The 24,629-nt window shown below is 64.9% G+C and carries 19 protein-coding genes; 14 read left to right on the top strand and 5 right to left on the bottom strand.

Translation table 11 applies throughout. The annotated features are described in order from the left end of the window. Positions 1–87: 87 nt before the first annotated feature. A complete protein-coding gene (locus M1D32_RS02400) occupies positions 88–2,106 on the top strand; it encodes a pectinesterase family protein (RefSeq protein WP_458780775.1) in 2,019 nt (672 codons plus the stop codon). 168 nt (positions 2,107–2,274) lie between these two features. Beyond that, entirely contained in the window at positions 2,275–2,487 is a 213-nt protein-coding gene (locus tag M1D32_RS02395; protein WP_142043055.1) for a dodecin, read from the top strand. 86 nt (positions 2,488–2,573) lie between these two features. Here the strand turns inward: M1D32_RS02395 and M1D32_RS02390 are convergent, their stop codons facing one another. Both M1D32_RS02390 and M1D32_RS02385 read right to left on the bottom strand, forming a co-directional pair. Next, positions 2,574–2,792, bottom strand: coding sequence for a hypothetical protein (locus tag M1D32_RS02390; protein ID WP_458780774.1), 219 nt, complete (start codon positions 2,790–2,792; stop codon positions 2,574–2,576). A 132-nt stretch (positions 2,793–2,924) separates the two neighbouring features. Continuing rightward, positions 2,925–3,830 (bottom strand): helix-turn-helix domain-containing protein, encoded by a 906-nt coding sequence (locus M1D32_RS02385; protein ID WP_458780773.1) that lies wholly within the window; start codon positions 3,828–3,830, stop codon positions 2,925–2,927. 194 nt (positions 3,831–4,024) lie between these two features. Between M1D32_RS02385 and M1D32_RS02380 the strand changes: the two genes are divergently transcribed. The 8 genes from M1D32_RS02380 (at position 4,025) to M1D32_RS02345 (ending at position 13,767) form a co-directional block, all read left to right on the top strand. Beyond that, positions 4,025–4,846 (top strand): aldo/keto reductase, encoded by an 822-nt coding sequence (locus M1D32_RS02380; protein ID WP_458780772.1) that lies wholly within the window; start codon positions 4,025–4,027, stop codon positions 4,844–4,846. A 68-nt stretch (positions 4,847–4,914) separates the two neighbouring features. Continuing rightward, positions 4,915–5,886: an aldo/keto reductase gene (locus tag M1D32_RS02375; RefSeq protein ID WP_458780771.1), complete on the top strand. Its 972-nt coding sequence runs from the start codon at positions 4,915–4,917 to the stop codon at positions 5,884–5,886. Beyond that, the gene (locus M1D32_RS02370; RefSeq protein ID WP_458780770.1) at positions 5,880–6,908 is read left to right on the top strand and encodes an SDR family oxidoreductase; all 1,029 of its coding nucleotides are present in this window, start codon (positions 5,880–5,882) and stop codon (positions 6,906–6,908) included. Before M1D32_RS02375 ends, M1D32_RS02370 begins: the two co-directional genes overlap by 7 nt. A gap of 156 nt (positions 6,909–7,064) precedes the next feature. Beyond that, positions 7,065–9,617 carry a rhamnogalacturonan lyase gene (locus M1D32_RS02365; RefSeq protein WP_458780769.1) on the top strand — a complete coding sequence of 851 codons (2,553 nt, stop codon included), beginning with the start codon at positions 7,065–7,067 and terminating at the stop codon, positions 9,615–9,617. Between the two features lie 32 nt (positions 9,618–9,649). After that, positions 9,650–10,483, top strand: coding sequence for an aldo/keto reductase (locus M1D32_RS02360; protein WP_458780768.1), 834 nt, complete (start codon positions 9,650–9,652; stop codon positions 10,481–10,483). Positions 10,484–10,615: 132 nt separating this feature from the next. Continuing rightward, the gene (locus M1D32_RS02355) at positions 10,616–10,882 is read left to right on the top strand and encodes a GlsB/YeaQ/YmgE family stress response membrane protein (protein WP_163161485.1); all 267 of its coding nucleotides are present in this window, start codon (positions 10,616–10,618) and stop codon (positions 10,880–10,882) included. Positions 10,883–10,994: 112 nt separating this feature from the next. Continuing rightward, positions 10,995–11,540, top strand: a complete 546-nt coding sequence (locus M1D32_RS02350; protein ID WP_458780767.1) for a hypothetical protein — start codon at positions 10,995–10,997, stop codon at positions 11,538–11,540. A 259-nt stretch (positions 11,541–11,799) separates the two neighbouring features. Then, positions 11,800–13,767 (top strand): HNH endonuclease signature motif containing protein, encoded by a 1,968-nt coding sequence (locus M1D32_RS02345; protein ID WP_458780766.1) that lies wholly within the window; start codon positions 11,800–11,802, stop codon positions 13,765–13,767. A gap of 12 nt (positions 13,768–13,779) precedes the next feature. Here the strand turns inward: M1D32_RS02345 and M1D32_RS02340 are convergent, their stop codons facing one another. Then, on the bottom strand, positions 13,780–14,601 hold the full coding sequence (locus tag M1D32_RS02340) for a putative protein N(5)-glutamine methyltransferase (RefSeq protein WP_458780765.1): 822 nt from the start codon (positions 14,599–14,601) through the stop codon (positions 13,780–13,782). Positions 14,602–14,796: 195 nt separating this feature from the next. Here M1D32_RS02340 and M1D32_RS02335 point away from each other — a divergent pair, with 195 nt between their 5' ends. Together M1D32_RS02335 and M1D32_RS02330 are read left to right on the top strand one after the other, a co-directional pair. Next, entirely contained in the window at positions 14,797–15,843 is a 1,047-nt protein-coding gene (locus M1D32_RS02335; RefSeq protein ID WP_458780764.1) for a lactonase family protein, read from the top strand. A 567-nt stretch (positions 15,844–16,410) separates the two neighbouring features. Beyond that, a complete protein-coding gene (locus M1D32_RS02330) occupies positions 16,411–19,272 on the top strand; it encodes an alpha-amylase family glycosyl hydrolase (protein WP_458780763.1) in 2,862 nt (953 codons plus the stop codon). Between the two features lie 101 nt (positions 19,273–19,373). On the opposite strand, the gene M1D32_RS02325 is transcribed toward M1D32_RS02330, so the two are convergent. Together M1D32_RS02325 and malQ are read right to left on the bottom strand one after the other, a co-directional pair. After that, a complete protein-coding gene (locus M1D32_RS02325; RefSeq protein WP_458780762.1) occupies positions 19,374–20,282 on the bottom strand; it encodes an SDR family oxidoreductase in 909 nt (302 codons plus the stop codon). A 21-nt stretch (positions 20,283–20,303) separates the two neighbouring features. Next, positions 20,304–22,538: a 4-alpha-glucanotransferase gene (gene malQ / locus M1D32_RS02320; protein WP_458780761.1), complete on the bottom strand. Its 2,235-nt coding sequence runs from the start codon at positions 22,536–22,538 to the stop codon at positions 20,304–20,306. A 409-nt stretch (positions 22,539–22,947) separates the two neighbouring features. On the opposite strand from malQ, the gene M1D32_RS02315 reads away from it, so the two are divergent. Both M1D32_RS02315 and M1D32_RS02310 read left to right on the top strand, forming a co-directional pair. After that, positions 22,948–23,994 (top strand): aldo/keto reductase, encoded by a 1,047-nt coding sequence (locus M1D32_RS02315; protein ID WP_458780760.1) that lies wholly within the window; start codon positions 22,948–22,950, stop codon positions 23,992–23,994. A gap of 63 nt (positions 23,995–24,057) precedes the next feature. Next, positions 24,058–24,603, top strand: coding sequence for a DUF488 domain-containing protein (locus M1D32_RS02310; RefSeq protein ID WP_458780759.1), 546 nt, complete (start codon positions 24,058–24,060; stop codon positions 24,601–24,603). The last annotated feature ends 26 nt before the right edge of the window (positions 24,604–24,629 follow it).

The raw sequence follows: 24,629 nt of genomic DNA, 5'->3' as shown, positions 1-24,629 counted from the left end.
CTTCTCCGTACGCGTCATCACTGAACATCCCTGATTACCCGTGCCCGGACTGGAGGCTGCCCTGGCACAAAACAAAGGAGTTTTTGTATGAGTCTGCGATGCCTGCTCGGCGCGGCAACCGCCGTCGTGATGCTGGGAAGCCTGACGGCGGTTCCTGCCGCCACCGCCTCCCCTGCCGGAGCCCCACAACCGTCCGCCGCCCTGCCCGCAACCCTGGTACCGGCTGCCGATGCCACCCCCGAAGCGATGTGGAAGCAAACGCCCGATGGCTTTGCCGCGCTGCCAGGTTACGGCCTGGCCGGAACCACCGGCGGCCAGGCGGGCCGGATCGTCACCGCGTCCACCATCGAGGAACTGACCAGCTACGCGGCAGCGGCGGAACCGCTGGTCATCTTCATCCGCGGCAGCCTCAAAGCCACGGACTACGTCAAGATCCCGGTCGCTGCCAACAAGAGCTTTATCGGCGTGGGCGCCGGCTCCGAAGTGGTCAACGCCGGCTTTAAGCTCGTCAACGTCTCCAACGTCATCTTCCGGAACTTCACCATCCGGGATTCGTACATTCCCGGAGACTGGGACGGCAAACGGCCGGACAACGACCGCGACGGCATTCAACTGGACACCACCCACCACGTCTGGGTTGATCACATGAAGATCCAGCGCATGGGCGACGGCCTGATCGACACCCGCAAGGACTCGGACCTCGTTACCTACTCCTGGAACGTCTTCGCCGACAACAACAAAGCCCTGGGCGTCGGTTGGACCTCCAATGCCGTGACAAGGATGACCATCCACCATAACTGGATCCGCAACACCATCCAGCGGAACTTCAGCCTGGACAACACCGCGGCCGCGCACGTCTACAACAACTACCTGCAGGACATCGGCCAGTACGGGATGATGGGCCGCAACGCCGCCAAAGTGGTGCTGGAAGGCAACACGTTCACAGCGGTGCAGGACCCGGTCGTCGCCAAGGACCCTGCCACCGAGGTGGTCAACCGGGACAACATCTTCAACGGCACCCGTGGGCGCAGGGACAACGTGGGCGCCGCCTTCGACCCAGCCCAGAACTACGCCTACCAGAAGGACGACCCCGCACGGGTTCCGGACATAGTTGCCGCCGGCGCAGGCCCACGGGAGAACAACGCCCCGAACAACTCAACAGAAATCACTGTTGCGCTGGACGGCACCGGCGACTTCGCCAGCCTCCAGGCAGCGATCGGATCCATTCCCAGCGGCAGCACACTGCCCCGCACCATCACCGTCAAGCCGGGCGTCTACCGCGAAGCAGTGCATGTCTGGGCCGACCGCCCCAACCTCACCATCCAGGGCGCCACAGCCAACGCGTCCGACGTCGTGATCTCCTATGACACCCCCGCCAACGGCGTGAAGTTCTTCGGCGGCACCTGGGGTACCGCCGGAAGTCCCACGATGACCATCTCGGCGGCCGGAACCCTTGTGCGGAACCTGACGGTTGAAAACTCCTACGATGAGGCCGCGAACGGCCCCAGCCAGGCACTTGCTGTCCGTACTGTTGGGGACAAGGTCACGTTCGACGGCACGCGCTTCCTCGGCAACCAGGACACCTACCTCGCCGACACCGCCAGCCGGGACGCCACCGCCCGCACGTACCTTAAGAACTGCTATATCGAAGGGGACGTCGACTTTATCTACGGCCGGGGCACCGCAGTCCTGGACGGTTGTACCATCCACTCACTGGACCGCGGGAGCTCAACCAACAACGGCTACATCGTGGCGCCCAGCACCAAGAACTCCAACCCCTACGGCGTCCTGATCGTGAACAGCACCCTCACTTCTGACGCCGCTCCGGGAACGGTCAGCCTGGGCCGCCCCTGGTTCGCCAGCAGTGATCCTGACGCGCACCCCATGGCCGTGATCCGGGACTCCGTCCTGGGCAGCCATATCGCCGTCCGCGGCTGGGCCGACATGAGTGGCCACTCCTGGACCGAGGGCCGGTTTGCCGAGTACAACAACAGCGGACCCGGTGCCTACGTCAACGAGTTCCACCCTCAACTCAGCCCCGAAGAGGCCAACAAGTTCACCAAGGAAGCCTTCCTCGGTGACTGGACCCCGGCGGGACGTGGTTGAGATGGTCACACCTGGGGTGAACCTCCGACGGCGGACAACGACAGCTGTTCGAACGTGGCGGTTCTCCACGGAACATCCGGATAAGGGCTGGTCAAGGTTCTTGAAGTCCTACTAGTCTTCAAGAACGGCCCGCAACCGGGAGCCCCAAGGCAATCACGAGGAGCGAAGTTGTCCAACCACACGTACAGCATTTCTGAAATTGTCGGCACGTCAGATCAGGGAGTGGACGACGCCGTCCGCAACGGAATTGCCAAGGCATCCCAGACCCTGCGGAACCTTGACTGGTTCGAGGTCAAGGAGATCCGGGGCCACCTGGAAGAGGGCAAGATCGCGGACTGGCAGGTCACCATGAAGCTCGGTTTCCGGCTGGAAGAACACTAATCAAAGCCCAACTGGCCCGCAGTCAGCGTCGCAAAAACCCGTTCGGGGGACGTTGGCTGCGGGCCAGTCTGGCTTTAACGTGAATGCTAATTCGCTGAAACGGCACCTGCTGAGCGCCGCCGCCATACGGTGGGGACGCCGTCGAACGCCGGGAACACGTGCCCTTCGAAGAAGGACAGGACCGTGTGCGGGTCATGGTCCGGGCTCCAGAGGCCGGACACCGGGCAGTGCGAACCGGTAGCGGTAGAGGGAGCGCCCACGGCGGCAGCAGCCTGGCGTTCCTTGAGCAGGGCGATGCGTTTCATCTTTGAGACCATCCTTGGAGTAAGAACTTGTTCCTCCAGCCTAGGAAGGCTTCGTCTCCCGCCCAATGGGCTCGTGGCCAGAATCCGTCCGTACGGCTGGCCAAACGCACAGCGGAGCGGCGCGGGCAGCAGCTAGTCGCTGCCTTCGGCAACGGTGGCAGGGGCGCCCGCCACGGAACTGCGCGGCTGCTCCAGATTCGCCACCGCGCCGAGGCTGCCAAGCAAGGCCAGGGCATCGGCCGACGGCGACCCGGGCCGGGCGGAATAGACCCTGAGCGTCTGGTCAGGGTCCTCCGGGAGGACAAGGTTCTCAAAGTTCAGTTCCAGGTCCCCGACGGCCGGATGGTGCAGACGGACGGTCCCTGCGGACCTGGTTGCCACCCGATGTCCCGCCCACCATTGCCGGAAGTGCTCGCTGTTGACCGCCAGTTCACCCACGAGGTGGTTGGCCTGGGCGTCGTTGGGGTGCCGGCCAACGTCAAGGCGGAGGGCTCCAGCGGCTTCTGCAGCCACCGTCTTCCAGTCCCGGAACAGCTTCCGGGCTGCGGGGTCGAGGATGAGCCAGCGGGTCAGGTTCCTTTCCGCCACCGGGAGCGCCGGAAAATCGGTGAAGAGCACGAACGCCAAACGGTTCCCGGCCAGTACGTCGCTGCGGCGCCCCAACACCATCGCCGGCACGTCTCCTACGGCTTCCAGGAGGTGGCGAAGGGCCGGGCGGACCGCCTGCGCCGCTTGTCCGGCCGGCCGCGGGTTCGCAGCGCAGTTCTCCAACAGATCCATCAGGTGCGCCTGCTCGCTGCTGCTGAGGCGGAGCGCCCGGGATACGGCGTCCAGTACCGTGCGCGAGGGGTGGATGTTCCGGCCCTGTTCGAGTCGGACGTAGTAATCAGTGCTGACTCCCGCCAGCCTTGCCACTTCCTCGCGCCGAAGTCCGGGCACCCTGCGGGCCCCGGCCGTGGGCCCTGCCCCGGCGTCCTCGGGGCTCAGCCGGGAACGCATGGCTTTGAGGAATTTTCCGAACTCGGCGCTTTGACCCATGCAAACCATTGTGACCTGCGCTGTCCGGCATCTTCTACAACGAAGGTAGGACTGGCAGTCCTAGGAAAAACAAGATCAGCCTTGCTTACTGACATCGGCGCCAAAACTGCATAGGCTCAGTAACGAGCCAGCGGAAACCGCTTTCTCGGGTTCGAGCCACCGGCACCCATCCCGCACCTTTCAAGGAGCCCACTATGTCAGAGCTGACACTGAACAACGGCGTCACCATCCCCCAGCTTGGTTTCGGCGTTTTCCAGGTACCGCCGGAAGACACCCAGCGGATTGTGGAGGACGCCTTCGAGGCGGGATACCGCCACATTGACACCGCTGCCGCCTACCGCAACGAGGCCGGCGTCGGAGCTGCGATCGCGGCCACGGGCATCCCCCGCGAGGACATCTTTGTCACCACCAAGCTCCGGAACGGCGAGCAGGACCGGGCACAGGAAGCATTCCAGAACAGCCGTTTGGCACTGGGCCTGGACTACGTCGACCTGTACCTCATCCACTGGCCGGTTCCATCGCAGGGCCTGTACGTCCAGGCCTGGAAGGAGATGGAGCGGCTGTATGAAAACAACCAGATCCGTGCCATCGGAGTCTCCAACTTCCTGGCCGATCACCTGGACGACCTGCTGGAGTCCGCCGAAATCGTCCCGGCCGTGAACCAGATCGAGCTCCACCCCAGCTACCAGCAGGCGGAACTGGCGGACAAGTGCCGGCGCCTGGGCATCGCGGTGGAAGCCTACAGCCCGCTGGGACGGGGCGCCGACCTGAACGGTAATGCCGTGACGGCCATTGCCAACGCCCACAACGCCACCACCGCCCAGGTGGTGCTCGCCTGGCATCTGGCGGCCGGAAACATCGTGATCCCCAAGTCCAGCCAGCCTGCCCGGATCCGGGAAAACTTCGCGGCTTCGGCCCTTACCCTTTCCGATGAGGAGCTTGTGGCCATCACCGCGCTCGAGTCCGGAGCGCGGCAGGGCTCGGATCCCGCCGTCGCCTCCTTCACCCAGATGTAGCCCATCCAGCTGTAGCCCACCCAGCTGAGCCGGGGCCCGACAGGGCTCTGCCACGAAAGGATTCACCAATGCAGTACACCCATTTGGGCCGCTCCGGCCTGAAAGTGTCCCGGCTCTGCCTGGGCACCATGAACTTCGGCCCGCAGACGGAGGAGTCTGACGCCCACAGCATCATGGACTCCGCGCTGGACCACGGCATCAACTTCTTTGACACTGCCAACGTGTACGGCGGGGCCGGGCACCGCGGCTGGACCGAAGAGATCATTGGCCGCTGGTTTGCCAAGGGCGGCGAGCGCCGCGAGCACACGGTGCTGGCCACCAAGCTTTACGGAACCATGACGGACCGGCCCAACGAATCAAAGCTGTCCGCGCTGAACATCCGCCGCGCCCTGGATGCGAGCCTGAAGCGCCTGCAGACGGACTACATCGACATCTACCAGTTCCACCACATTGACCGGGATACCCCCTGGGATGAGATCTGGCAGGCCATCGAAGTGGCCGTCCAGCAGGGCAAGATCCTGTATTCCGGCAGCAGCAACTTCGCCGGCTGGCACATCGCCCAGGCGCAGGAGGCCGCGCGGCGGCGGAACTACACGGGGCTCGTCAGCGAGCAGTCCATCTACAACCTCTTTATGCGCCAGGTGGAACTGGAAGTCATTCCGGCCGCACAGCAGTACGGACTGGGGCTCATCCCCTGGTCGCCGCTGCAGGGCGGACTCCTCGGCGGGGTGCTGAAGAAGGAACGGCAGGGCGTCCGTCGGACCGAGGGCCGGGCAGCCGAGACCCTGAAGAAGCACCAGGACCAGATTCAGCAGTACGAGGACTTCGCGGAGGAACTGGGCCAGGAGCCCGGCGACGTCGCCCTCGCCTGGCTGCTGCACCAGCCCGCAGTGACGGCGCCCATCATCGGGCCAAGGACCCAGGAGCAGCTCGACGCCGCCATTCGCGCTGTGGACGTCTCGTTGGACGCCGATGCGCTCAAGCGGCTCGACGACATCTTCCCCGGGCACCGGACGGCGCCGGAAGACTACGCGTGGTGAACCCACTTGTTCGCGAAGCCGACACGGTGGCGCCGAGGAGCATCCTCTTCATCGGCGGCACCGGAGTCATCAGCGCGACGGCGGCGGAACGCGCCGTCGCGCTGGGGCACCGGCTGACAATCCTCAACCGGGGCCGGTCCACGAGGCCGGTCCCGGAAGGGGTGGAAACTCTGCGCGCGGACGTTCGGGACGTTTCCGCAGTCCGGGAAGCGCTCGCGGGACGCGAGTTCGATGCTGTCGCGGACTTCATCACCTACAAGCCGGACCAGGCCAAGGCCAGCCTCGACCTGTTCGCCGGACATACCGGTCAGTATGTGTTCATCAGCTCCGCGTCCGCGTACCAGAAGCCGCCAACCCGGCTGCCGATCCGCGAGTCCACGCCCCTGAAGAATCCGTTCTGGCAGTACTCGCGGGACAAAATTGCCTGCGAGGAGCTGTTTTTCGAGGCTTACCGTGAGCAGGACTTCCCGCTCACCGTGGTGCGCCCGTCGCATACCTACGACCGCACCAAGATTGCCATGGTGGGCGGTTGGACCGACCTCCACCGGATGCGGGCCGGGCTGCCCGTCATGGTGCATGGCGACGGCACGTCTCTTTGGACCCTCACGCACAGCAGGGATTTCGCAAAGGCCTTCGTGGGGCTGCTGGGCAGGCCCCAAGCCATCGGAGAGAGCTACACCATCACCTCGGACGAGTACTTGCCCTGGAACCAGATCTACCAGCTGTTTGCCCGTGCGGCGGGCGTGCCGGATCCGGAGTTGGTGCACGTGGCTTCTGAAACCATTGCCGCTCACAGTGACGAACTCGGGCCCAACCTGCTGGGTGACCGCTCCCACTCTGTGGTTTTCGACAATACCAAGATCAAGTCCCTGGTACCCGATTACTGCGCCACTATTCCGTTTGCTGACGGAGCCCGGGAAATCGTGGACTGGTACGACGCCAACCCCGGACTGCAGGTTGTAGACCAGCAGTTTATGGACCTGAGCGACCGGTTGACCGGCTGGGCCCGCCGCGGCGCCTGACTCTCTTGAGGCCTCGCCCGGCTTTTCCGGGCGGGGCCTCTACAACGTTCTAAATAGCGGCTTTCCAAGCGCGCCGCAAGGGCTTGTTTATCCCACCACCCCCTACTAGGTTACTGGGGAAGCGTTTTCCCACATACGAATTGAAAGGATTCACCGATGAATCCGAGCAGGAACTCTGCCCGCCTCCTTTCAGCGGGCGCCTTGGGCCTTGCCCTCACCTTCGGCTGTCTCTCCACCCCGGCATCCGCCGTCGAACGTTCCCCTAAGCCCGGCACCCCCGGCGTCCAGCTGGACCACCTAGACCGCGGCCTGGTGGCTGCCAAAACCTCTGAGGGTGTCTTCCTCAGCTGGCGCCTCCTGGGCAACGAAGCTACCGGATCATCCGCCACGGGCCTGACCGGCACGGACTTCAACATCTACCGCGACGGCCAGAAGCTGGCCGCGGTCACAGACAGCACCAACTTCCTCGACGCCGCTGGGACAGCCGCGTCGGAGTACCAGGTGCGGGCCGTCGTCGGCGGCGTTGAACTCGACCACAGCGCCACCGCCACCTCCTGGGGCGGCAACTTCAAGGACATTCCGCTCAAGAAGCCCGCCGACGGGGTCACCCCCGCAGGCCAGGCGTACACCTACACAGCGAACGACGCGTCCATTGGCGATGTGGACGGCGACGGCCAGTACGAGTTCATCGTCAAGTGGGACCCGAACAACTCCAAGGACGTCTCCCAAGTGGGCTACACCGGGAACACCTACGTGGACACGTATAAGGCTGACGGCACACTCCTCCACCGGATCGACCTCGGAGTGAACATCCGCTCGGGCGCCCACTACACCCAGCTCCTGGTCAATGACTTCGACGGCGACGGACGCGCGGAGATGATGATGAAGACCGCCCCGGGAACCAAGAGCACCAACTTCAACGCCGACGGCAGCGTTGCCTCCTCGGCCTTCATCACACTGCTGCAGTCCGACATCAACGCCGGCTACGCCAATACTGACGATTACCGGATGAGCACCGCCGACTACTACCAGCACGTGGTGAAGACGTTCCAGGGCTGGACCGAACATCCGGAAGTAAAGGCGGGCAACTGGCCAGCGACCCTTGAGGAAGCTTTTGGGATCGCGCCGAAGTACCAGTACCCCCTGTCCCCAGCCGACGCCCAGGCACTGACCGACTACTTCATGGACGTCTACGCCCCGGCGCGCAGCGCCCGGAACAACCTGCGCGCCTTCGAGGGCTTCATTCTCTCCGGCCCCGAGTACCTCACCGTCTTCGAGGGTGCTACCGGCAAGGAGTTGAAGACGGTCGCCTACGAGCCCGGCAGGCACGACGACGGCCTCATGTGGGGCGATTACGCCATGGCCCGCATTGAACCCGGCAACCGCGTGGACCGGTTCCTCGCCGGCGTCGCCTACCTGGACGGCACGAAGCCGGCGGCCGTATTCGCCCGTGGCTACTACACGCGCAGCACGCTGGCCGCCTACACCTGGGACGGCTCCAACCTCTCCCCCGTGTGGAACGTCGACTCCGGCTGGACCCCCATGACCAACCCGTTCAACGACGGCCCCCACGGGCGGAACGGCACCGACCCTGAGTTCGGAACCCTGACCACGCAGGGCTTCCACTCCCTGAGCGCCTCGGACGTGGACGGTGACGGCAAGCAGGAGATCGTTTACGGCTCCGCCACCATTGACGACGACGGGTCGCTTCTCTACAGCTCCTTCGATACCATGCCGGCCGGCAGCGCCACGCCCGCTGAGGAAGCCCGTTTGGGCCACGGCGACGCCATGCATGTCACCGACATCGATCCCGCCCGTCCGGGCAAGGAAATCTTCAGCGTGCACGAGGGCGGCACCTATGCCCCCTACGGCTACGCAATGCGCGACGCCGCCACCGGCGAGGTGCTGTTCGGCGCCTACTCCGGCAGGGACACCGGCCGCGGCATGATCGGCGACGTGGACAAGACCGTCCCGGGCATCGAGAACTGGGCCATCGGCATGCAGTCGGCCGACGGCCGCAAGCTCTCCTCCACGGGACCCGGCACCAACATGAACATCAAGTGGGCCGCGGACATGACCACACAGCTCGTCAACGGCTCCGGCGAGCAGACACCGACCATCGATGACTGGAAGCGCGGCCGGCTCCTCACGGCCACGGGAACCCGCACCAACAACACCACCAAGGGCAACCCGAGCCTGGTGGCGGACGTGGTGGGTGACTGGCGGGAGGAACTGCTCGTAAGGACCGCCGACAGCTCCGCCCTGCGGATGTACCTCAGCACCGAAGTGACAAACCACAAGCTCTACACGCTGATGCACGATCCCCAGTACCGCGCAGAAGTTGCCCGGCAGAACACCGCCTACAACCAGCCGTCCTACACGGACTTCTACCTCGCCTCCGACATGGACTTCGCCGACGTGCCCCTGCGGGCGGCATGGCTGCCGGGCAGCGTGAAGGCGCTGCAGCACGTACTGGAAGACCTGGTGGAGTCAGGGGACGTGGCAGGGCCGGTAGGAAGCCAGCTGGCGGCGAGCATCCAGCAGGCGGCGAAGGCAGTTGAGGACGGCGACGAAGCCAAGGCCGCTCAGGCGCTGCAGCGCTTTACGGACTTCCTGGGCCAGCAGAAGGGCCCGGACAAGGTATCGGACACCGCACGCGTGGCCCTGACCTACAACGCCGAAAACATCCTGCGGGCATTTGGGGACTAGGACGGGCACCACATAAGGGAGAGACTGTTGCAATGACACTTGCACCGCTGATCAAACTCAACGACGGTTACTCCATTCCGCAGGTGGGTCTCGGCACCTGGCCGCTGGACGACGATCAGGCGGCCACCGCCGTCGTACAGGCCTTGGAAGCCGGGTACAGGCACATCGATACTGCCGTGAAGTACGGCAACGAACGGGGTGTGGGCAACGGTATCCGGGCCAGCGGGGTGGACCGGGAGGAGTTGTTCATCACCACCAAGGTGGATGGCCAGTTTCAAGGCAACGACCGTGCAATTGAAGGGCTGGACGGGGCGCTGAAGCGGCTGGGGCTCGACTACGTGGACCTGTTCCTGATCCACTGGCCGCTTCCCCAGCGCGATGAATATGTCTCCACCTGGAAGACCTTCGAGCGGCTGCAGGCAGAGGGCAAGGTCCGCTCCATCGGGGTGTCCAACTTCAAGCCTTCGCACCTGGAGCGGCTGATGGCGGAGACAGGGGTAGTGCCCGCGGTGAACCAGATCCAGTTGAACCCTGCCATCACCCGCGTGGCGGAACGAGAGTTCCATGACAAGCATGGGATTGTGACCCAGTCCTACAGCCCGCTGGGTGGGGACGGCGCCGGCCTGCTGGGCGCCCCGATTCTGTCGCAACTGGCGGAAAAGCATGGCAAAACGCCCGGCCAGTTGGTCCTTCGCTGGCACGTCCAGAATGGAATTGTGACAGTTCCCAAAACAGCGAATCCGGAGCGGATGCGGGAGAACCTGGACATCTTTGATTTCGCTCTGGATGCGCAGGATCTAGCGGAATTGGCCATCCTCGATGAGGGTCCCAACGCCGGCAATGATTCGGACGTCACGGGCCACTAATCAGCCCTGAAATGGGGTTTTTCCGGAAACCGGGGTTGGCAAATAGATAGTAAGCATGATTACTATTGAGGCAGAAGGATGAAGTGCTTCCGGGATCCGGAGGCCTCCTTTACTTAGGAAGAGGAACGAAAAATGGGATTTATTGCATTTCTGATTCTCGGACTTATTGCTGGTGCGATCGCTAAGGCGATCCTCCCCGGCCGGCAGGGTGGCGGCTGGATCATCACCCTCGTCCTGGGCGTCGTTGGAGCACTCCTCGGCGGCTGGATCGGCGGAATGATCTTCGGCAGCGGACTGCAGGAGTTCTTCTCCCTGCAGACGTGGCTGCTGGCCATCGGCGGCGCGCTCATCGTGCTGCTGGTGTACGGCATGATCACCAAGCGCGGCGTGCGCAGCTAATTGGCGCGCTAGCCAGGGAAACCGGTCCGGGGACAATATCCCCTGGCCGGTTTTCCTATCTCCCGGCCTCCCTGGCCGGAACTGAAACCTTCTCACGGAGCAGGAGTTCATCATGAAAAACAAACTTCTTTTGGGCGTCGGAATCGCCGGCGGATACGTTCTTGGCGCACGGTCCGGCCGGGCAGCCTACGACAAACTCAAGGCCCGCGCAGCCGGCATCTGGGACAGCAAGCCTGTCCAGGACAAGGTGTCCGTGGCCACGGAAGCCATCAAGGAGAAAGCGCCGGAAGTTGCGGACCAGCTGACTGAGGCGGCCCGCCGCGCAGGTACCGTCATCGGCTCCGCCATGCACCGTGACGGTTCGTCCGGGGACAGCAAGTCCTCAACGTCCGACGACGCCACGACCACGGGCCCCTCCACCGGCACGGCTGGGACTGCTGGAACCTCCGGCGGTTTCGGTGCTACCGGCACAGCCGGAACGACGGACACGCTCGGGACTTCGGCCACCCTGGGAACAACGGGGACAACCGGCGCGGCCGGGACGTCCGGAACCCTCAGCGACCCGGAGCTCGGCGAGGACCACATCCCTGCCCACAGCACGCACCCGGAGACGCACAACCTGGGCACCACCAGCGACGAGCCGGACTCCAAAGCGTAGCTACGCGCCGGCCCACGACGAGCGGTACACCTGTCCTCCTTTGTGACCTGAGGCCGCATCGTCGATGTGCTACAACTGGATGACTTTGCTGGCCGTCGCGATCCTTCGGGGACGCGGCGGCCAGCGGCATTTGGTCCGTCGATAGTGCGGTGTGGCCTTCTCGATCGAGCTGAAATTTCCCGTACCCGGACCGGCCCCGTTTATCCACATAGCTGCTTTGGCCGGCGCTTTTGTCAGTGGTCTTTGGCAGAGTTGGGCTATGGAAGCCATTGGGGAGCAGCTTGCGGAGTACTGCGGTTCTACCGCTGTGCTGACCCGGGCCGGCAGTGTTTCCTCGCGTGGTTCAGAGGCGTCCGACGGCGGTCCCGGCCTGGGTTTTGCGGGCCGGCTCCGTGCCGTTCCCGCCCTGGTCAGGGCCGACGCGGATCAGTTTCTTCCTGCGCCGCTTCCTGCTGAGTCGATTCCCGTGGACAACCCGTCCAGCTTGGCTCAGCCGCTTGCTGCGGCGCCGCTCCCGACTGGCAACCCGGCCGGTGCTGATGAGCCGCTTAGCCTGAGCGAGATCGGCGGGCTCCTGGCTGCTGCCGCTGCCGCAGCACCATCAAGGCTTGCCGGTGCGGATTACGTCGAGGCCGCCGATTTTGCCGGGCAGGTCGAGGACCTCTCCCGGTCCGTGGAGTACCTGCAGGTCCTCTCCGCCGGGATCGTTGACCGGACCCGCGCACACGCTATTGCCGCGGCGGACGCTTCCCGGGCCGGCCGGTCGCGCACGGGCAAGGGCTGGGTCACCGGCTGGCACAACGGCGCAGAAACCCTGAACGAAACCGACACCGCCTGGCCAGAAGACACCGGGACCAGCGGTTCAATGACCAGTGCTCCCGGGAGCCAGATGGGCTCAGACCGTTCCAACCCGGTCATCACCTCGCCGGCTGATGACGGGTGCGCCAACACCGCGGAGTTCCTGCGGCTGCGGCTGCGGATCGGCAAAAGCGAAGCCCACCGCCGCCTCGCCCTCGCAGCGGACATCCTGCCCACCAACACCCTCACCGGCGACATCCTCCCCGCCACCCGCGAACACCTCGCCGCCGCCCTCACACCCACACCCCCACCCGCACCCGCCGGCAGCAACGTCGAGGACGAGGACACGCCAACTAGCGGGGCCGCTACCAGCCCGGTTGTTTCCTCCCGGGCCGGGACGATCATCGCCCTGACCCTGAACCGGCTCCGCCACCTCGTCACACCAGAGCGGCTGGCCCTGATCGAGGAGAACCTCACCACCACCGCCGCGACCACGGACCCGGACTTCCTTACCCGCCTCGCGCGCCGCTGGGCCGACACCATCGACGCCGACGGCACCGAACCCAGCGAAGAAGCCCTCCGCCACACCCAAGGCGCCTTCATCCACAAACCCCGCCACGGCCTGCACCACCTCGAAATCTTCGCCACCACCGACCAATACGAACACCTCCTCACCGTCATGAACACCGCCACCAACCCCCGCACCACCACCACCAACACCGGCACCGGCGGTGGCAGTGGCGCCGGTGCTCGTGCTGGTGCGGGCGGTGTCCCCGGCAACGGCACCGGCCAGGACTCCTTGCCGGACGGTGACGTGGACCTGGACCGGCGCACAAGGCCCCAGAAACAACTCGACGGAATCATCGGCGCCGTCAAAACCGCCATGGCCACCAACACCCTGCCCACCACCGGCGGCAACCGCCCCCAAATCATCGCCACCATCAACTACCAGGACCTCCTCCCCCACCCCCGACACGTGGCCTCCGAAACCGGCACCGGGAACTTCGCCTTCACCGGCCCCGTCACCGCCGCCACAATCCGCAAAATCGCCTGCGACGCCGACATCATCCCCGCACTCCTCGGCACCCACAGCGAAATCCTGGACCTCGGCCGCAAAACCCGGCTCTTCACCCCCACCCAACGCCAAGCCCTCACCGCCCGGGACCAAGGCTGCACCTTCCCCAACTGCACCATCCCCGCCCCCTGGTGCGAAGCCCACCACATCACCTACTGGTCCCACGGCGGCCCCACCACCCCGAACAACGGCACACTCCTCTGCTCAGCCCACCACCACCTCATCCACAAAGAACAATGGACCATCATCACCATCAACAACACCCCCTGGTACACACCCCCAAAACACCTCGACCCCCACCAAAAACCCCAACAAAACACCTACTTCAAACCACCACCCCCACCCCAGGAATGAACGAGTGCAGAACTACGTCCGTGGAGTGCCCACCACAACCGTGCCGTCCAGCTCGTCCGAGTGAACGGTCCGTGCCCCAAGCCCTGCAGCAACCATGATTGCGGCGGTTCCAACGGCTTGGAGTTCGCTGGTTTCGATGACGAGATGGCCAGTCGGATCCAGCCATTCTGCTGCTTCCCGGATCACCCGCCGGTGGAGGTCCAGTCCATCGGGACCGCCGTCGAGTGAGATCCGCCGCTCGTGGATCCTGGCTTCGGGCGGCATGGTGGGCAGCACGCGCGTGGGCACGTAGGGAGCATTCACGACGATGAGCTGTACCCGCCGCCTGAGCCTGGAAGGAAGCGCAGCATACAAGTCGCCTCGATGGACGTGCCCACCCACCGTGGACAGGTTGCGCCGTGCGCAGTCCACTGCAATGCAGTCAATGTCGGCGGAGTGGAGTTCCGCGACGGAAACCTGGGAGGCCACTGCAACCCCCACCGCCCCGGATCCGCAGCAGAGATCCACCACGACGCCCGATGCCGACGAGGCCGGCGGTATCAGGCTCTCCCGCAGCACCGACACCCCCTCCGAGACCAGCAGCTCCGTACGTCGTCGCGGCACAAAAACACCTGGGTCAACTGCTATCCGAAGTCCACAGAATTCTGCCCAGCCAAGGATGTACTCAAGGGGTTCCCCGGACACGCGGCGTTCCACCCATTCCGCAAGCTCAGCGGCGCTTGAGGCTTCCGCCAAAAGCAGTCTTGCCTCGTCTTCAGCGAAGACGCAGCCAGCTCCCCGCAGCACGGGCACAAGGTCGCTAAAGGGAGAAGCAACTGATTCAGCAGCTGGCATAGACGCCTTTCGGTGATCTTGTGGGCATCCCTTTCAATACGAACCCAGACCTTCAATACGAACCCGGACCGGCACAGTGGGGAGCCACCCGAAACTGATGAAGCAGGAATGGATTCAGCTCCTTTGCAACTGCAGAAATCCAATGCTAATCCGCAATTCCCCGGATTAGGGTGCTTTTCTTGGCAGGATGGAGATATGACTTCGCCTGCCCCGCATTCCCTGATTTGGACCGGCACCTACACCCCCGACGGCGGTGGACGCGCGGAAGGGATCGGAGCGTTGTCCGCCCACCCCGACGGTACGCTCGAATGGCTGGGGACGGCCGCCAGGACTGACTCGCCGTCGTTCGTTGCTGTTCACCCCACCGTGCCCGTGGTGTATGCAGTTGCGGAACAGCGCAAAATGGTCAGGGCATTTCGCCGCACAGGGGATTTCGGACTGGAGCCCCTTGGTGACCCGCAACGCTCAGGAGAAGCGACCTGCCACGTCGCGGTCGACCCCCAGGGACGCTTCCTCACCGCCACCTGCTGGGGCGACGGCCAGGTCCTGCTCTACGAATTGGATTCCGACGGCGGCATCACGGCACGCTTCCCGGCGCTGCCCTCGGTAGACCCGCACGCCAGCCAGACTCCGGGCGAGCCCCGTCAGAGCCGCGCCCACGCAAGCCTGATGCTGGAAGACGGACGGGTCATGACGACGGATCTCGGCCATGACACCCTCCGGATCTGGAATTATGTGCCCGGATCTGGCTTGGTGGCCGACCACGAGGTCGCCCTCCCCTTCGGGTGCGGTCCGCGCCATCTGGTGCAGCATTCCAGCGGCAGCGTTTTTGTGGTTTCTGAATATTCGATTGAAGTCTTCGTTGTCAGGCCGGAAGCCGGCACATTCGAACTTGTCTTCAGGGGCCCGGCCACGTCCGGCGGCAGTCTTCCCGACGATTCCGCCGCAGAAATCTGCCTCGGCCAGGAGGGCCGGCACGTCTATGTGGGAGTGCGCGGCTCAAATCTGGTCAGCGTGCTGGAGGTCGGATCCGGCGGGACGGAGCTGGTGCCGGTCCAGGACTTTCCCAGCGGAGGAAACTGGCCACGGCATCATCTGGTGAGGGACCGCTGGCTCCACGTTGCCCACGAACGGTCGGACAACATAGCCACCTTTGAACTGGACAGCGTGACGGGCTTGCCCGGGCCTTTGCGCCACAATCTGGAGACGCCCTCCCCCACAGCCTTGGTGCCCGCAAGGTAAACCTCGGCAGCCGTAGCCCGTGGGCCTGGGAGGGGAGCCCATTATCTGGCAGGCCGCCTGGATAAAACGCAAAAGTACGGGCAAGGGGATTTCCCAAACGCTGGAGTTATCCAGTGCAAGCGCTTACAGTTGTGGCGTGGCTCACAGGGCGGCTGGGTTGCCTCGTGAGCCTGGCATGTCCCACGCCATCCTCCTTGCCCCGGCAAGCCTGTACAGCAGCGCAGCTACCAGGAAAGGTCTCCTGCCTTGAAATTCCGCACCCTCTCAAGCATTCCCCGGAGCAACAGAACAACCTTAAGCAGATGGGCCAAAAGAAGCACAAGAAACGACGCTGGAACGAACACCGGAACAGCATCCATTACGGCACCTCAATCCACCCCTGCATCCAATGCCAGGTCCCACACCTCCCGTGCAGCCCGCACTGCCGCTGCCGCCCTGGCAGCCGCATTAGCAGTTTCAGCCTCAGTTCTTCCCGCCCAGGCGGCTCCCGGGCCCAAGGGTCCCGGTGCAGGATCGGCCCTGCACAGCCTTCGTGGCCCAGTAACAGACGAGAACTTCTACTTCGTTATGGCCGACCGCTTCAGCAACGGCAGCACGGCCAACGACCACGGCGGCCTGGGCAACGACCCCATGGTGTCCGGCTACGACCCCACCAAAAAGGGTTTTTACAACGGCGGGGACCTCGCTGGCTTGCTGGACAAAATCGACTACATCCAGGGCCTCGGTACAACGTCCATTTGGCTGACCCCAAGCTTCAAGAACAAGGCTGTGCAGCCGGAGGACAAATCGGCCGGATACCACGGCTACTGGATCACTGACTTCACCCAAATCGATCCCCACCTGGGCACCAACGACGAACTCAAAGCCCTGATCGACGAGGCCCACAGCCGCGGGATGAAGGTGTACTTCGACATCATCACCAACCACACCGCGGACGTCATCGGCTACGAGGAAGGCGCCCGCAAGGGCTATGTTTCCAAGGATGCCGTCCCGTACAAAACGGCCTCGGGCGAAGAGTTCGATGACCGCGACTACGCAGGTACTGAGAATTTCCCGGCGTTGGACGCCACTAAGTCGTTCCCCTATACACCGGTCCTTGAGCCCGGCGAGGAGGAGCTGAAGGTACCGGGCTGGCTGAACGATCCCAACCTCTACCACAACCGAGGCGACACCACTTTCGCCGGCGAGGACGCCTACTACGGCGACTTCTTCGGCCTGGATGACCTCTTCACCGAGCACCCGAAGGTGGTGGACGGCATGAAGGAGATCTATCAGACCTGGATCGGCGACTTTGGTGTGGACGGCTTCCGCATCGACACCATGAAGCACGTCAACAACGAGTTCTGGCAGGAATTCGGCCCGGACGTGCTCAGCTACGCCAAGGAGCAGGGCAAGGACGAGTTCTTTATGTTCGGTGAGGTTTTTGACACCACCAAGAGCTTCACCTCGCAGTTCACCACCAGGAACAAGATGCAGGCCGTGCTCGACTTCCCCTTCCAGGACGCGGCCCGCAACTTCGCCTCCAAGGGCCAGGACGCGCGGACGCTCGAGTCCTTCTTCGCAGGTGACGACTGGTACACCGACGCCGATTCCAACGTCTACCAGCTGCCTACGTTCCTGGGGAACCACGACATGGGCCGGATCGGCAGCTTCATTGCCGCGGACAATCCCGGATCCACCGACGCCGAGAAGGTGGCCCGCGACCAACTCGCCCACGAGCTGATGTATTTCTCCCGCGGCAACCCGGTGATCTACTACGGCGACGAACAGGGCTTCACCGGGCCCGGCGGGGACCAGGACGCCCGGCAGACGCTGTTCGCCAGCCAGGTGCCGGACTACCTCGACGACGACCTGCTGGGCTCCGACGCCACCCACGCCACAAACAACTTCAACCCTGAGCACCCGCTTTATTCGAAGATCAGCCAGCTCGCAGGCCTGACGAAGGAACACCCGGCACTGCGCGATGGAGCCCACCAGCACCGTTACGCCTCCGAAGGTCAAGGCATCTACGCCTTCTCCCGCACGGACGCCGGGGACCAGCGCGAGTACGTCGTGGCACTGAACAACAGCGAGCAGACGCAGACCGCAGAGGTGCCCACCTACATCGCCAAGCGCAACTACACCCGCGTTTACGGTGAGGGCGCCGACGAGGCCAAGACCTCCGCGGAAGGCAAGCTCACCGTCAGCGTTCCCCCGCTTTCTGCCGTGGTGTACCAGTCGTCCGGCCGGATTCCGCACTCCAAGGCAGCGCCCGCCGTCATCCTCCAGAAGCCGGCTGCAGCGCCGGGTGACAATGGGCGCCTTAAGGTGACAGCCGACGTCGATGGCGCCTCGTTCTATGAGGTCAGCTTCGAAGCCAGGACGGCAGGCGGCGAATGGCAGCAGATCGGCACCGACGACACGGCGCCGTACCAGGTGTTCCATGACGTGGCGGCCATGGGGTCCGGCACCGCTGTGGAGTACCGCGCCACCGTGCTGGACAACGGCGGACACACGGCCACGAGCCAGCCGCTCACGGCCAGTGTTCCCGCCCCGGTGCTGACCTTGCAGAAGCCGGTCGAAGGAAGCAGCGTCAACGGCTCCGTGGAACTCAGCGCCACAGCGGACCCGGAAAAGGCCACCCATGTGGTGTCTTTTGAACGCAGCGTGGCCGGCGGAGCGTGGACAGCGGTCGGCTCCGACGACTCATCCCCCGTCTATTCAGCGAAGGACGACGTGTCGGAACTGGAGGACGGAACCCAGGTGCAGTACCGGGCCACGATGGCCGGGGCCGGCTTCGACGTGGTGAGCGCTCCGAAGTCGGTGATCGTAGGTGATGCTCCTCAGCCTGATTCAGTGGCCGTGGCTGGGTCCTTCAACCAGGCAATGGGCTGCGCCGCCTCCTGGGACCCGGCCTGCAGCCAGGCCATGATGACGCTGGATCCCACGGACAAAACCTGGCGCCTCACCGTTGACCTTCCGCCCGGGCAGTACGAGTACAAGGCAGCGCTCAACGGCGGCTGGGACGTGAACTACGGGGCCGACGGCGCCCTCAACGGACCCAACCTTGCGCTGAACCATCCCGGCGGGCCCGTCACGTTCCGCTACGACAACAGCACGCACGTGGTCAGCCCGGTGTACGCGTCACAGCAGCCCGGTGCCGTTGCGGCCGCTGGAAGCATGAACAGCGAACTCGGCTGCGCCACCGACTGGGAACCGGCATGCGACCAGGCGCAACTGGTGCTGGATCCGGTTGATCTCGTGTGGAAGCTGACTGTCCCCGACCTTGCGGCCGGCAGTTATGAGTTCAAAGCAGCTTTGGAGCGGTCCTGGGACCTCAGCTACGGGGCGAACGGCACGCTGAACGGCGGCAACATACCGATTGAGCACGACGGCGGAGCGGTCACCTTCCGCTACGACCACTTCACACATCTGATCACTGCAGGATAGGGCTTCCTGCCACCACAAAAGGGCCACCTGCCGCCACCCCGGAACCGGGAGCGCGGCAGGTGGCCCCGCTGTTGGTGGGGCCGTTCCCGCCGGATGAAAGCCTAACTTCGCGCCTCATGGCCGAGGCTGGTGATAAGCTGCCGGACGCCATCCTCTGCAGTAGGCGGCGCCCCAAAGACCTCACTCTGGCGGGTGGTGTCAGCCACGTACCGGCCAGTCTGGAACCACGAAATCATCGCTGCCAGGTCCTTGGCCATGGGGTTCACCGGCCCCAGCACACGCCCTGCCGCCCGCAGGATGCCGACCGGAACCGACCGGACACGCATCTCTTCGCCTGTCAGCCCTTCGGCGAGGTCCGCGAACTCCTGCATGGAGATGGGCCTGTCCCACCCGATATCAATGCGTTGGCCCTCCACACCGGGAGCATCGACTGCGGCGGCCAAATACCCGGCTACGTCCGGGGTGAGCACAAACGTCAGCGGGATTCCTGGCGAGCCGAACCACATCACTTTGTGTTTGCTGACCGGGTCACCGCCGAAGCGCGTCACCTGGTCCAGGAAGGCCCCGGGCCGCAGCGCCACAAAGGGGACGCCCAGGGCCTGGAGGCGGTCCTCCATGAGCCTCTTATGCCAGAAATGCGGGACGCGTGGGGTCTGGTTACAGGTCAGGATGCTGGTGAGCACAAAGCGGCGCACGCCGGTACGTTTCGCCGCGTCAGCGAGGTTTGAGTTGCCCACAGTGTCGGTCTCCGCGGTGTCGCCTTTGCGGTGCCTGGTGTAGCCGGCTGCCGTAGTGACAACGGCAGCCGTGCCGGCCATGGCGCGCAGCAGCGATTCCTGATCCATCATGTCCCCAGGGGCAATCTCAACACCCGCCGATTCCAGCCGGGAGGCATCCGAGCCGGGGCGCACCAAGGCCCGCACCTGCTTTCCCCGGTTCAGCAGTTCCGTCACCACCTGGCCGCCGAGCATGCCGGTGCCGCCTACTACCAGTACTGGTCCCTCACCCATCGTGCTCTCCTGACTGTTGACTTAGCCGCGCAGGGCCTCCTCCACCGCCGCCAGCAGGGAGTTGAACCGTGCATTGGCGGGAAGATCATCCAGAAACACCGGCTTGCCGTCGGGCCCGCCGAGCGGTACCTGCCAGTTCGGGTACAGCGCTTCGGTGGTGCCGGGCTGGTTCTGGACCCGCCGTTCCCCCACGGCATCCACGAGTGCAACGCCGAGCAGGACCGATGGCGCCTGGGCCAGCAGCAGGTGCAGGGCCTCTATGGTCCGTTCTTCGCTGGCCCCGGCAGGGCCGGAAGCATCGTCAGGGAGGTAGCCGCGCTCGCGCACCAGCGCCAACATCTTCTCCAGTGAGGCGTTGTGCTCAGCCCGCTCCTCCGCCTCGGACCGCTCCAGGAGGCCCAGTCCGCTCCGCAGTGCCACATGGTCGCCGGCGAGGTATCCGGCGGTAGGCGGCAGGTCGTGCGTGTTCACGCTCGCGAGTGCCTGCGTGCGGTACTTTTCGGGCGCAAGGGGCGAGTCGCCGTCGTACTCGAACCAAAGGATGGAAGTTCCCAGGATGCCGCGGGCGGCAAGGTAGTCACGGACCCAGGGCTCAAACGTGCCCAGGTCCTCGCCGATCACCACCGCCCCGGCACGCTGCGCCTCAAGGGCGAGGATACCGATCAGCGCTTCATGGTCGTAGCGTACGTAGGCGCCGTCTCCGGGGGCATTGCCGGACGGAATCCACCACAGCCGGAACAGGCCCAGGACATGGTCCACGCGCACGCCGCCGGCGTGGCGCAGCACGGTGGCCAGCATGTTGCGGAACGGGATGTAGCCGGCCTCCCCAAGCCGGGCCGGATGCCACGGCGGCTGGCCCCAGTCCTGTCCTTGCTGGTTGTACATGTCAGGCGGCGCACCCACGCTGGTGTTGGGAGCAAGGACGTCCCTGAGCGTCCAGGCGTCGGCGCTGCTGTGGTCCACCCCCACCGCGAGGTCATGGACCACGCCGAGCCGCATCCCGGACCGCAGCGCTGCCCGCTGCGCGTTTTCAAGCTGCTCGTCGCAAATCCACTGCAGCCAGCGGTAAAAGCCGATCCTGTCCGTAAGCCTTTCCCGCAGCGCCTCGGTCTGCGGCGTGCCAAGGGCACTGGCGGGGTCCGACCAGAAGGGGTCCCCGGCCGGCAGGTCCTCCCGGATGGCGGACCAGAGGGCAAAGTCGTCCAGCCCGCTGCCGGAGATGCGGCAGAACTCGTCGAAGGCCGCCTGCCGTGCCGGCGACCGGCGGGTGTGGTAGAGCAGTTCCAAGGCCTCGAGCTTGGCCGCGTAGACGGAATCGCGGTCCAGCCGGGCACCCTCCTTGTTCAGGGCAGCCGCTTCCTCGTGAAGCTTCTCCACTGCGGCACGCTTGCGCGGTTTGAGGTAGGCCAGTTCGGGGATTGCCTCGATACGGATATACAGAGGGTTGAAGAACCGCCGGGTGGATGGTGAGTACGGCGATGGCTGCACCGGCGGAACCGGCTCGGCAGCGTGCAGCGGATTGACCAGAATATAGTCTGCGCCGTGGGCCGCGCTCAAGGCGCCAAGGTCGGCGAGGTCGGAGAAGTCGCCGATTCCCCAGGACCGCTTGGAACGCACGGAGTACAGCTGGGTAGCCAGTCCCCAGCCACGGCGCTTTTCCAGCGGCGCGGCGGTGGTCAGCCGGGCTGGTACCACCACCAGGGTTGCGGACGCGGTGGCGCCTTGTGATTCGGCGTGCAGGGTATGCCAGCCCAGCGGCAGGTCCGGGGGAAGGGCGAAAGTGGCACGCCCGGTTGCTACACCGTCCACATCCCGCGGCTGCACCCGGAGGTCCTGCTGGACCGCGTCCCGCGTCCCGGCACCGCCTTCGAGCGTGATGGTCACCTGGGCTGTGGCTCCGTCCAGCAGATGGACCGGGACCTGAGCCGGCTCGCCCTGCTGGATCACGACGGCGGGAGGCAGCATCCGCCGCCACGGCGCCAGTTCCGCTTCCGCGAGTGCCGCCTCGATGAGCTGGTTGGTGTGGGCCTGCACCCCGAGGGAGGCCAGGACCTTGATCAAGGTATCTTCGGCGACGCTGTGCGGCAGGCCGTCCCAGCCCTGGAATGAGGTTCCCACACCATGTGCATCCGCCAACTGCTGGAGGAGGTGCGGGTCCACGGCTGTGGCGGCAGCTTCACGGGCAGCGGGTGGCAGGCCTGGCGGATCCGCGGGCATCTGCGATTGCTGTGGGTGCTGCTGGTCTGAAGCCGTCATGCGTGTCCGCCTCGTCTGGTGATGTGGCCCGAACTTACAGTGCTGCCTGTTGCACCGGGCGTCTGCACCCCCGCGCACAACCGTTGGTTCAGATTATTGCAGGGCGGCGCAGAGGCGAAACCGGAACGCCCCGGCCGCAGTGGTTCAAGCTCCGAAGTGGGTACTGGCCCTGCCTGCGTCCACCGGTGTAGGGGTGTCCGCCGCGGGCTGGTCCAGGCATCTCTCCCACGTGTGTGCTGCCCAACGTGCTCCATAAAACGTCATACCGGTCCCCTTTCGTTACCCCGCGAGTCGAAAAGAGAAGCTCTGAGGCGCGAACCCGCCGCAGCGCGACCGATCTGTGTAGCCTCATGACGATCAAGGGCACGCATCGGCGCGTCGTGCCTGCAAATATCGGAGGAGACCGGAGATGAGCCTCAGCGAACTGCGGGTGTTCGGGCGATCAGGCACCCCTATCAGCCCGCTGACCCTGGGCACCATGAATTTCGGCGAGGGGACCGGTGGAGCTACCGGCGCGCCAACCGGAGCGGAGGAGAGCATCCGGATTATCCAGTCCGCGCTGGACTCGGGCATCACGGCGATAGACACGGCCGATGTGTACTCCCAGGGGGAATCAGAGCAGGTAGTGGGCCGTGCCCTGCGTGGCCGCCGCGACGACGTCTTCCTCGCCACGAAGTTCCACGGCCAGATGAGCCCCAATCCTGCCCATGCCGGCAACTCCCGGCGCTGGATCACGCAGGCCGTGGAAGGCAGCCTCCGCCGCCTGCAGACCGACCGCATTGACCTGTACCAGGCACACCGGCCGGACTACAACACCGATGTCCTGGAAACCATCACCACTCTCAACGACCTGATCCGGCAGGGAAAAATCCTCTACTACGGCACCTCCGTGTTCACGCCGGCCCAGTTGGTGGAGGCGCAGTGGCTGGCCACCACCAACCATCTGATCCCCCCGCTCGGGAACCAGGTGCCGTACTCCATGCTGGTGCGCGCCAACGAACGGGACGTATTCCCCATCGCCCAGCAGTATGGCCTCGGCGTACTGGCGTACGGACCGTTGGCGGGCGGCTGGCTGTCGGGCAGCTTCGTCCTGGATTCCGGAAAGGCGCCCACCCGCGTGCACTCGCTTCCCGGCCGCTACGACATTTCCGGCCCCTCCAGCGAACGCAAGCTGCACGCCGCCGATGCCCTGGCACGGCTGGCGGACAAGTTGGAGCTCCCGCTGGTGGACCTCGCCGTCGGCTTTGCCCTGGCCCATCCGGCCATGAGCAGCGTGATTATTGGGCCGCGCAGCGAAGAGCACCTTGCGGCATACCTGCGGGCGGCCGAGGTCAGGCTGGGTGAGTCGGTCCTGGATGCGATCGATGACGTTGTCCCGCCGGGCACCAACTTCGTGGAGCGGGACGCTGGGGCCATCGTCCCCTCGCTTGAGTTCGCGGAACTCCGACGGCGTTAGGCACGTCCCGCCGTCGTCCTGCCTCCTGCTGCGGCGGGAGCCCCCTTGCCTATCATGGCTTCTGTGGGCGTTCTTTTTACGGCAGGTCACGGGACCGCCTCCCAGGCTGACTTTGGGCAGCTGCTGAAAGGCGCCGGCGTGACATCCCTCGTGGACGTACGCATCGGGCCCGGGAGCCGCAAGCACCCCCAGTTTGGCAAGGACAGCATGTCCGCCTGGCTGCCGGACGCCGGCATCAGCTACCGGTGGGAGCAGCGGCTTGGCGGTTTCCGCAAGCTACCGCCGGACTCACCGGATACGGCCCTTCGCAACGATTCTTTCCGGGCCTACGCTGCCTATATGCGGACCGGGGAGTTCGGAGCGGCCGCGGAACGACTGATGGCAGAGGCATCCGAGCAACCCACCGTGATTATGTGCAGCGAAACCCTTTGGTGGCGATGCCACCGACGGCTCATCGCCGACCACTGCGTCCTTTTGGCGGGACTTTCCGTGGAACATCTGATGCCCAGCTCCCGGCCAACCACGCATGTCCCCACCCAAGGCGTGAGGGTGCTGGGAGACTCACTGAGATACGACGTCCCAGTTAAGCCTCCGCACCCGGCAAGCTGACCCTTGACTCAACAGGACAAGAATCC

The organism is Arthrobacter sp. D3-16 (genome assembly GCF_054408515.1).
This window is presented reverse-complemented; position numbering and strand designations above follow the sequence as displayed.